The 8949-nt window shown below is 53.6% G+C and carries 8 protein-coding genes; 5 read left to right on the forward strand and 3 right to left on the reverse strand.

Going from position 1 to position 8949, the window contains the following annotated elements; genetic code table 11:
- The first annotated feature begins 342 nt into the window (after positions 1-342).
- From ABDW13_RS18935 to ABDW13_RS18955, 5 genes are all read left to right on the forward strand, one after another.
- The gene (locus tag ABDW13_RS18935; RefSeq protein ID WP_343554097.1) at positions 343-1995 is read left to right on the forward strand and encodes a sensor histidine kinase; all 1653 of its coding nucleotides are present in this window, start codon (positions 343-345) and stop codon (positions 1993-1995) included.
- Entirely contained in the window at positions 1988-2689 is a 702-nt protein-coding gene (locus tag ABDW13_RS18940) for a response regulator (protein WP_343554098.1), read from the forward strand. Before ABDW13_RS18935 ends, ABDW13_RS18940 begins: the two co-directional genes overlap by 8 nt.
- 176 nt (positions 2690-2865) lie before the next feature.
- A complete protein-coding gene (locus tag ABDW13_RS18945; protein ID WP_343554099.1) occupies positions 2866-3954 on the forward strand; it encodes an ABC transporter substrate-binding protein in 1089 nt (362 codons plus the stop codon).
- A 74-nt stretch (positions 3955-4028) separates the two neighbouring features.
- Complete coding sequence (locus ABDW13_RS18950; RefSeq protein WP_343554100.1) at positions 4029-5798, forward strand: iron ABC transporter permease; 1770 nt, start codon at positions 4029-4031, stop codon at positions 5796-5798.
- Complete coding sequence (locus tag ABDW13_RS18955; RefSeq protein ID WP_343554101.1) at positions 5791-6861, forward strand: ABC transporter ATP-binding protein; 1071 nt, start codon at positions 5791-5793, stop codon at positions 6859-6861. Before ABDW13_RS18950 ends, ABDW13_RS18955 begins: the two co-directional genes overlap by 8 nt.
- A gap of 50 nt (positions 6862-6911) precedes the next feature.
- Here the strand turns inward: ABDW13_RS18955 and ABDW13_RS18960 are convergent, their stop codons facing one another.
- The 3 genes from ABDW13_RS18960 to ABDW13_RS18970 all read right to left on the reverse strand — a co-directional run.
- Positions 6912-7310, reverse strand: a complete 399-nt coding sequence (locus ABDW13_RS18960) for a type II toxin-antitoxin system YafO family toxin (protein ID WP_343554104.1) — start codon at positions 7308-7310, stop codon at positions 6912-6914.
- Positions 7311-7312: 2 nt separating this feature from the next.
- Positions 7313-7606 (reverse strand): type I toxin-antitoxin system antitoxin YafN, encoded by a 294-nt coding sequence (yafN, locus tag ABDW13_RS18965; protein ID WP_343554102.1) that lies wholly within the window; start codon positions 7604-7606, stop codon positions 7313-7315.
- Positions 7607-7774: 168 nt separating this feature from the next.
- On the reverse strand, positions 7775-8949 hold a 1175-nt coding region (locus ABDW13_RS18970), incomplete at its 5' end, for an amylovoran biosynthesis protein AmsF (protein ID WP_343554103.1).

Genomic DNA, 8949 nt, shown 5'->3' on the forward strand with positions numbered 1-8949 from the left:
AAAACTTTCACCGCATTCTCACCAGTCGCCGTTATAAGGTCAATGGTTGCCAGGCCGAAACGGAATTTACTCATGCGGGAAATGGATAAAAGTCAGGCGTATTGATTAGCCGCGATGAATTGGCATTGCACGGATTGATTAACGCAGCGGGAGGGAAAATCCAGGAATAAGGTGGCAATACGGCGTAAGCCCGTGCCAGAAGATATTCACACCTGATAATTCATTAGTTTGTAGCCAGCTCACAACTCTGGCCTGAGCCGATCACCCGGCCTATTTTGCCGTGATAGGCTTCTGTAAATCCTCGGTTAAGTGTTCACCATTACTTTCTCAATCACAGGCCGTATGAAACGCAGATTACCTTTTCAGGTGAAACTCTTTCTCTCGCTGGTGCTGTTTTCTTGCCTGCTGCTGGCGCTGCTGGGCACCATCCTGTTTCATTTTATTGATCGCCAACTGCATCACGATTTGGGGCTGCGCGCGCGGGTGCAGGCCAGTGAAATTGCGCTGATGCCGGGCCTGGCAGAGAAAGTGGCGCAGCGTGATATCGCTGGTATCGCCGCCTTGATCCAGCCGCTGCGCGATCAAAGTGATGCCAGCTATATCGTGATTGGTGATGTGAATGAGCAGCATCTTTATCACTCTGAACGGCCAGAGCGGCTAAATCTGCCGCTGATTGGCGGCGACAACGCCGAAGTGTTGCAGGGGAAAACCATCATTTCGGTGCGTAAAGGCGGCATTGGCGTATCGCTGCGCAGCAAAGCGCCGATCTTCAATCCGCAGCACCAGGTCATCGGCATTGTTTCCGTGGGTTATCTCACCTCTTATATCGCCAACATCAATATCAGCCTGTTGTGGCAAGCCAGTTTGTACGGCATTGCTCTGCTGCTATTGCTGTTTATCTTTTCGTGGATGTTTACCCGCAATCTAAAAAAACAGATGTTCTGGCTCGAACCGAAAGATATCGCGCTGCTGGTGCTGCAACAAAAAGCGCTGCTGGAAGCGATGTACGAAGGGGTTTTTGCCGTGAATGCCGAACGTCAATTGATTTTGATTAACCGCGCGGCACGTGAGTTGCTGGATATCCAGCAGAGTGAAAGTGAGTTGCTGGGCAAGCCGCTGGATGCGGTATTGCAAATCCATCCGACGTTTCTCAGCCACAGCGATCTCGGCGAAAACGGGCGCCATCACGACCATATTACGGTGATGAATCAGCGCCAGGTGATCGTCAACCGCGTGGCGATTGAACTGGCACCGGGCGAGCCCAGCGGCTGGGTGTGCAGCTTCCGCGACAAAAACGACATTAATACCTTGAGCAGCCAATTAAGCCAGGTGAAACGCTATGCGGATAATCTGCGCATCATGCGCCACGAACAGTTGAACTGGACCGCAACTTTGGTGGGATTGCTGCAAATGCAGCGTTATGACGATGCGATGCGTTACATCCAGGCACAATCGGCGGGCGCACAGCAGGTGCTGGATTTCGTCTCAGCGCGCTTCACTTCGCCTGCACTGTGCGGCTTGCTGTTGGGCAAATACGTCAGCGCGCGCGAAAAAGGCGTGGAATTGGTGTTCGATCCGGCATGCCAGTTGACACGTCTACCCGCCGCGCTGAGCGAAACCGCGTTGATGTCGGTGATGGGTAATCTGCTGGATAACGCGGTAGATGCGACCCTCAAAGCCAAAACCCCGGCGAGGCCGATCGAGCTGTATATCTCCGACCGCAATCATGAATTGCTGATCGAAGTGGCCGATCAAGGTTGCGGCGTGGATGACGCCATCAAACCGCATCTGTTTGAACAAGGTGTCACCAGCAAACCGGCCAGCGGCGATGACATTTTAGGCTCGGAACATGGCATCGGGCTCTACTTAGCCGCCGGTTATGTGCAGCAAGCCGGCGGCAGTATTGAGATTGCTGACAATGTGCCGCACGGCACTATTTTCTCGGTATTCATCCCGTTCCAACCGGCTGTTTCAATAGGACAATCCCATGAATAACGCCAAGGCGCTGAGTGTGGTGATCGTGGAAGACGAACCGCATCTTGCCGAGTTGCATCGCGAATATATTGAACAGAACTTCCATCTGCGCGTGGTCGGTATTGCTGCCACGCTGGAACAAGCGCGCCAACTGATTGGTGAGCATCAACCGCGTCTGGTGCTACTCGATAACTATTTGCCGGATGGCCAGGGCGTGACGCTGATTGATGATCCGCTGTTGAAGCGTTTCGAGTGTTCGGTGATTTTCATTACCGCCGCCAGCGATATGCAAACCTGTAGTCACGCGATGCGCAGCGGCGCGTTTGATTATCTGCTCAAGCCGGTATTTTTCCATCGTCTGCAAGCATCACTGGAACGCTTTATGCTGCTGGAGCAGAGTGTGCGCCAGATGAAAACCGTCGATCAGCAGGCGCTGGATAAGTTGTTTAATCTGCCCACCAGCGATCTGCCCTCAGCCCCTTCAACCAAAGGCATTGAAAGCAATACGCTGGAGCGCGTGAAGCGTTTTTTCCTTGATGCGCCGGAGAGCAATTGGGCGGTGGAACACGTGGTGGAGAGCGTCGGCATCAGCAAAACCACCGGTCGGCGTTATCTGGAATATTGCGTGGAGATCGGTTTTATCGGCGTCGAGATGCAGTATGGCAATATCGGTCATCCGCGTAGGTTGTATCGCAAGATCGCAGATGCGAAATAGTGTGATCGCCCGCAAATGCGTGGTGCGTGGTATCTGTGGTTTTAATGGTGTTAATTCGGCAAACAACGCCAACAATCACACTTCGCGAAGATAACGATCTGTCACCTCTTGTCTACAAAATGCGTTCGGCTATGTTGACCATTAGTTCCTCAAATGTAACTAAAAGGTTAATTATAATGTCGAACACATTCCCTCTGTCTCTGCTTGCCGCCACTGTTTTTGTTTCAATGTCTGCTATCGCCGCCCCGCCGCAAGGCTATCCGGCGGATTACCAAGGCGTGATTGATGCCGCCAATAAAGAAGGCAAAGTGGTGGTGTATTCCACCACCGATACCAAAGCCGCCGGGCCACTGATCAAAGGCTTTGAAGAAACCTATCCGGGCATCAAAGTTGAATATAACGATATGAACAGCACCGAGCTGTACAACCGTTTTATCAGCGAACAGGCTTCCGGTGGCACCAGCGGCGATATCGTCTGGAGCTCTTCAATGGATACCGGCTTGAAGCTGGCGACCGACTACGCACAAGAGTACAAATCGCCGGAACTGGCGCAATTGCCGAAGTGGGCAGTGTGGAATAACAAAGCCTACGGCACCACCTACGAGCCGGTGGTGTTCATCTATAACAAGCGTCTGATTCCAGCCGGTGATGTGCCCGATTCCCACGCGGCGCTGGCCAAACTGATTGCCAGCCAGACCGACAAATTCAAAAGCAAAGTCACCACCTACGATATTGAGAAATCTGGCCTCGGCTTCATGCTGTCGGTGCAAGATGCTAAAGCCGATGCCAACTACTTCAAAACGCTGGCGGATGTGGCGAAAGGCGGTTTAGCGGTGCAATCCTCTACCGGCACCATGATGGAAAGGGTGTCATCTGGCGAAAACCTGATTGGTTTCAACATCCTCGGTTCTTACGCCGAAGCGCGTGCCAAAACCGATCCGTCGCTGGGCATCTCCTATCCGAAGGATTACACGCTGGTGCTGTCGCGCGTTTCGTTCATCAGTTCGCAAGCGCAGCACAGCCATGCGGCGCAGCTGTGGCTGGATTATGTGCTGTCGGAGAAAGGACAGAGCATTCTGGCGAATCAATCTGACATCCCTTCCCTGCGTAACGATATTGAAGGCAAAAACGACATTGATGGCATGACCAAAATGTTGGGCAAAGCACTGAAACCGATCCCGGTGGATGAAAGCCTGCTGGAATATCTGCAACCGAAAAAACGTCTGGATTACATCAAACAGTGGCGCGAAGCCGCCGGTAAATAACCGCAGTAATCAAGCGCGGCCGTTGCGTCGCGCTTGGCTCTCTTTTATCTGATTTCACCATTCAGGGTCCGAATATGCGTGCATTGCATAGAAAGTGGCAAAGCCTGCCGCGCGGCATTGTGGTGCTGATAACTGCACTGGTTATCTACGTTCCGCTGTCGTTTATCGTGATACAGAGCTTCTTCTCCGCACCGTTCTTTTCACCGTCGAAAGAGTGGAGCCTTGAAGCCTTTGAATTTATTTTTACCGATCCCGACTTCTATAAAGCATTGAGAAGCGGCTTTATTCTCGCCTTTGGCTTGGTGATCATCGCCATTCCGCTCGGCGGTATTTTGGCGTTCCTGATGGTGCGTACCGATCTGCCCGGCAGACGCCTGATCGAGCCGCTGATCCTGGTGCCAATTTTCGTTTCACCGATGGTGCTGGGCTTTGGTTACGTGGTCGCCGCCGGTCCAGTCGGCTTCTTCTCGCTGTGGGCGCAGCAGTTGCTGGGTTTTGTGCCGTGGAACATCTACGACATGTCGAGCATCGTGGTGATCGCCGGTTTAACCCACGTGCCGCACGCCTATCTGTATATCTCCTCGGCCTTGCGCAGCGTGGGATCGGATGTGGAAGAAGCGGCGCGTATTGCCGGTGCCTCGCCGTTGCAGGTCATGACGGCGGTGAGTTTGCCGATGGTGCGCCCTTCTATTCTCTACGCCATCGTGCTGCTGTTTTTCCTCGGCCTGGAAGTGTTCGGTCTGATGCTGGTGCTGGGCGATCCTGAAGGCAACATGGTGCTGGCAACCTATCTCTACCAGTTGACCAACAAGTTGGGAACGCCGTCCTATCACCTGATGGCCGCCGTGGCGGTGGTGCTGATTTGTATCACCATTCCACTGGTGATGTTGCAGCGCCGTTTAATGCGCACCGCCAACCGCTTCGTTACCGTGAAAGGTAAAGCTTCGCAGGCGCGTGCCTTGCCGCTGGGCAAATGGCGCTGGGTGGCGGGTGCAGTTGTTGCCTTCTGGCTGACCGTCACCATCGGCGTACCGCTGATCGGCGTGGTGCTGCGTGCTTTTATCTCCAACTGGGGCGTTGGCGTCTCGATCTGGGATGAGCTGTCGATCAAAACCTTCCAGACCATCTGGGCACAGCCCAACCTGCTGCGCGCCATCGTCAACTCCATGGCGATCGGCGTGATCGGCGGCGCATTGGCGGTCGGCTGTTATCTGTTTATCGGCATCGCTATGCACCGCAAACCGGACAACACCACGCGCTTCCTCGATTACAGCGTGCTGGTGCCGCGCGCCGTGCCGGGCTTGCTGGCCGGTTTAGCGTTTCTGTGGGTGTTCCTGTTCCTGCCGATGTGGCTGGATAACTCGCTGAAATCTGGCTGGCTGTCTGATTTCGTCTGGTCGCAGTGGATGCGCGACAACCTGATTGTCTGGCTACGTTCGCTGCGCAGCACCATTTTCAGCGTGTGGCTAGCCTATACCGTGGTGTGGATGGCTTACGGCCTGCGTCTGATCTCCTCAACGCTGCTGCAAGTCGGGCCGGAACTGGAAGAAGCGGCACGCAGCACCGGTGCCACGCGTGGACAGATTACTCGCCACGTCACCATTCCGTTATCGCGCTACGGCCTGATCGGTTCGTGGTTGCTGATGTTCCTGATTTTCGAGCGTGAATATTCAACCGGCGTGTACCTGCTTTCGCCTGGCACAGAAACCATCGGTTCGATGCTGGTTTCGCTGTGGGCGGCGGGCGCGATTGATATCGTCGCTGCGCTCTCCTTTATTAACATCCTGCTGGTGGTGGTCGGTTTAGGGATTGCCCTGCGTTTTGGAGTCAAATTACATGATTGAGTTATCGGTCGAAAATCTGCATTTAACTTACGGCGACAACCCGGTACTGAAAGGCGTGTCGATGAATCTGCAACGCGGCGAAGTGGTTTCGCTGCTCGGCCCTTCTGGCAGCGGCAAAACCACGCTATTGCGCGCGGTGGCTGGGCTGGAAAAACCGACGCAGGGCACCATCGTCATCGGTAAAAACCAGGTTTACGCCGGCACCCCGCGCAGTGAAATCCCTGCTGAAGAGCGCAATCTCGGGCTGGTGTTTCAGTCCTACGCGCTGTGGCCGCATAAAACTGTGTTTGAGAACGTGGCGTATCCATTGAAGTTGCGCAAAGTGGCATCGGCGGAAATCACCCAACGTGTGCAGGATGTGCTGACGCAACTGGGCCTGGGTCATCTTGGCAAACGCCATCCGCATCAGCTTTCCGGTGGTCAGCAGCAGCGCGTGGCGATTGGCCGTGCGCTGGTGTACAACCCGCCAGTGATTCTGCTGGATGAACCGTTATCGAATCTGGATGCCAAGCTGCGTGAAGAAGCGCGCGTGTTCCTGCGTGAGTTGATCATCAAACTGGGTTTGTCGGCGCTGATGGTGACGCACGATCAGAATGAAGCGATGGCGATTTCCGATCGCATCCTGCTGCTGAATAACGGCAAGATCGAGCAGCAAGGCACGCCGCAAGAGATGTACGGTTCGCCTAAAACACTGTTCACCGCTGAGTTTATGGGCAGCAACAACCGCCTGAACGGTAAAATCACCGAACTACGCGACGGTAAAGCACGTATCGAAGGCAAAGGTTGGGCGTTGTGGGGATTAGCAGGAGAAGGTGTGCAACAAGGACAGGACGCCACCGCAGTGATCCGCGTTGAGCGCGTGAAGTTGGTGGAGGGACCGGGGGAAAATCAGCTGGAACTGCCGCTGCTCACCAGCATGTATCTTGGCGATCGCTGGGAATATCTGTTCCGCACCACGGGGGATGATTTTGTGATTCGCGCTTACGGCACCGAGGTGCGCGATCCGCAACATTGCCACCTGGCACTGCCGGAAAACCATGTGTGGATATTTCCGAAGGGTTGATTGAATGGGGGCGGCGTTGGTCGCTCCCTTTTCAAAAGGTATTCAACAACTCAATACTGCATCCGGAACGCTTCAGCCATCAGCCCGATCTTGTGCATATGGTTATTATTACGCGCCATCTTATGCGCTTCGGGTTTCAGGATGATAATCAGTAAGTAAGCATTACCATCCATCGCCCCAGAGCAGTACACCAAGTGTGCCTGATCGCTGGTTCTGTTGAACTGACGTAGAAACCTTGGGAAAAGCGTTTCAGCATTGGCAAGATGAATGTGAGAAACCCGCTCTTCTCTCACTAAAGGATAAGTACGATCATCATCATAAGGTGCATCCCGGCCAAAGGTATCGGGTAACTCGCCGTCTCTTTTATAGGACAAAAAATCCGCCGCCAAATCCTCAAGTTCAAACTCAGTCAACTGTTGGCGGATCAAGGCTGATTTAAAAACCCTTATGCTCATTCCGTGAACTCATTGAGATCCTTATCTGAAGCGCTTTGCAGCAGCGCCTGCCCGTTTTCCACAATCTCATTTAAACGGCTCGCTGAAGGCCTGAACCGTGCGGGAGTGTGATTATTTCCTTGCTTCTGTTCCAGCAGATCAATCAGTTCTTCAAACAAATGTGCACTTAACATATAACCCGCCGGTCGATTGTTAGAGAGAACGGCAACCGGCTCATCAATAAAAAATTTTGCCGGATTTTTCCTTAACTCAGTAATGTTAATCGTTTTTTCCGCAAGAATGCGCTCCATACCTCACCCTTAAATACATTTTTATGAACATCATAATGTACATTATAAAGTACACATTAACGCACATCAAATTTGCACCAATAATTTCGTCAACTCTGCTATTAACGATCATTCCCTCGTTAGAAACAAAAAAAGCGAGGCCGAAGCCTCGCTAAAAGGTGCTCGCCCCTAATCGTAATAAGGAAGTTTACGATCGACACCGTTAATGTTGACCAGCACAAAGCCCGTAGGCGTGGTTTTATTGGTCGGCGTACCCGCTGCCGTCGCGACGGTGAGCACCCCTTTCTCATTGGCGCCGACACCCGCCAATCCGTTATGCAGACCAAAACGTGCCGCCGGTTTGAAACCGCCAATTTTGGTGGTGTCGGTGGCGATCGAGAAGTCCTGCTGGAACAGCGAGCAAGAACCGGTATCGAAGCGTGTTGGACCGGTACATTTCAGGTTCAGCATGGTGTCGCCACTGTTGGCGCGCAGTTTCACCCACACCGCCGCGTACGTGGTGCCGACGCGGCTGTAGCGAATATCCAGTACCGCCGGTTGGCCCATGTGATAGGCATCTGCCCACACCGTTTCCAGTCGCTGCAAGTTAACCCAGGTCTTACCGGTGGCCGCCACGTTCACCGGCGTACCGGCAGTGCCGGTGGGCTGGGTGGCATCGGCTTTACCAATAAACTCCATCACCCATTGCTGGTTAGCATTCGGGAAGAACAACTGCCCAACGCGATACCAGTTATCGGTGTCGGTATTGTTGGTGATCTTGTAGCCGCTGAAGTAACCCGCACGCAGCGAGCCGGTCATGAAGGTGCCGTAGTTTTCATCACGGCGATAACCGTACTCAAAGGTGGATAACCAGCGCCCGGCGGCGGCATCGGTACTGATGGACGCGCCGGATTGCAGATTCAGCTGGCGCATGGTCATACGCGTATTGTTGAGATTGAACGGGCTGCCGCAATCCTCAATATTTAGCGTATCGATGGTCCAGCCGCCATCCGAGAGATCGCCAGGATTGCGCGTGTGCTCAATCCACACGTTGCGCAGAATCCCCTGGGTGACGCGCGGCATATAAATGGTGGCGTCGCCATAACCGGTCTGGAAGTTACAGTTACAGATCTCAATCGCGGTGGAGTGATCCCACGCGCCTTTCGGGGAGTTCGACCAGCCGACATCAAACACGCGGCCGTAGGTGTACAAGGTGTAGATTTGGTCGAATTTACTGTCGAGGGTATCCAGCACTTTAATCACCGTACCGCCGTTATTCTGCGCGCGGAAACAGTAGATATTGACGGTGGTGCCTTCGATACAGGTGTTTTCGAAGAACGGCTGCACGTTGCTGCACATATCGG

The organism is Pantoea sp., from assembly GCF_039594315.1.
Lineage (GTDB): Bacteria > Pseudomonadota > Gammaproteobacteria > Enterobacterales > Enterobacteriaceae > Pantoea.

What these genes read in the sequence shown, in the direction of transcription:
- ABDW13_RS18955 (WP_343554101.1), top strand. Translation starts at nt 5,791, where the DNA reads ATGATTGAGTTATCGGTCGAAAATCTGCATTTAACTTACGGCGACAAC.
- ABDW13_RS18945 (WP_343554099.1), top strand. Translation starts at nt 2,866, where the DNA reads ATGTCGAACACATTCCCTCTGTCTCTGCTTGCCGCCACTGTTTTTGTT.
- yafN (WP_343554102.1), bottom strand. Translation starts at nt 7,606, where the DNA reads ATGGAGCGCATTCTTGCGGAAAAAACGATTAACATTACTGAGTTAAGG.
- ABDW13_RS18940 (WP_343554098.1), top strand. Translation starts at nt 1,988, where the DNA reads ATGAATAACGCCAAGGCGCTGAGTGTGGTGATCGTGGAAGACGAACCG.
- ABDW13_RS18935 (WP_343554097.1), top strand. Translation starts at nt 343, where the DNA reads ATGAAACGCAGATTACCTTTTCAGGTGAAACTCTTTCTCTCGCTGGTG.
- ABDW13_RS18950 (WP_343554100.1), top strand. Translation starts at nt 4,029, where the DNA reads ATGCGTGCATTGCATAGAAAGTGGCAAAGCCTGCCGCGCGGCATTGTG.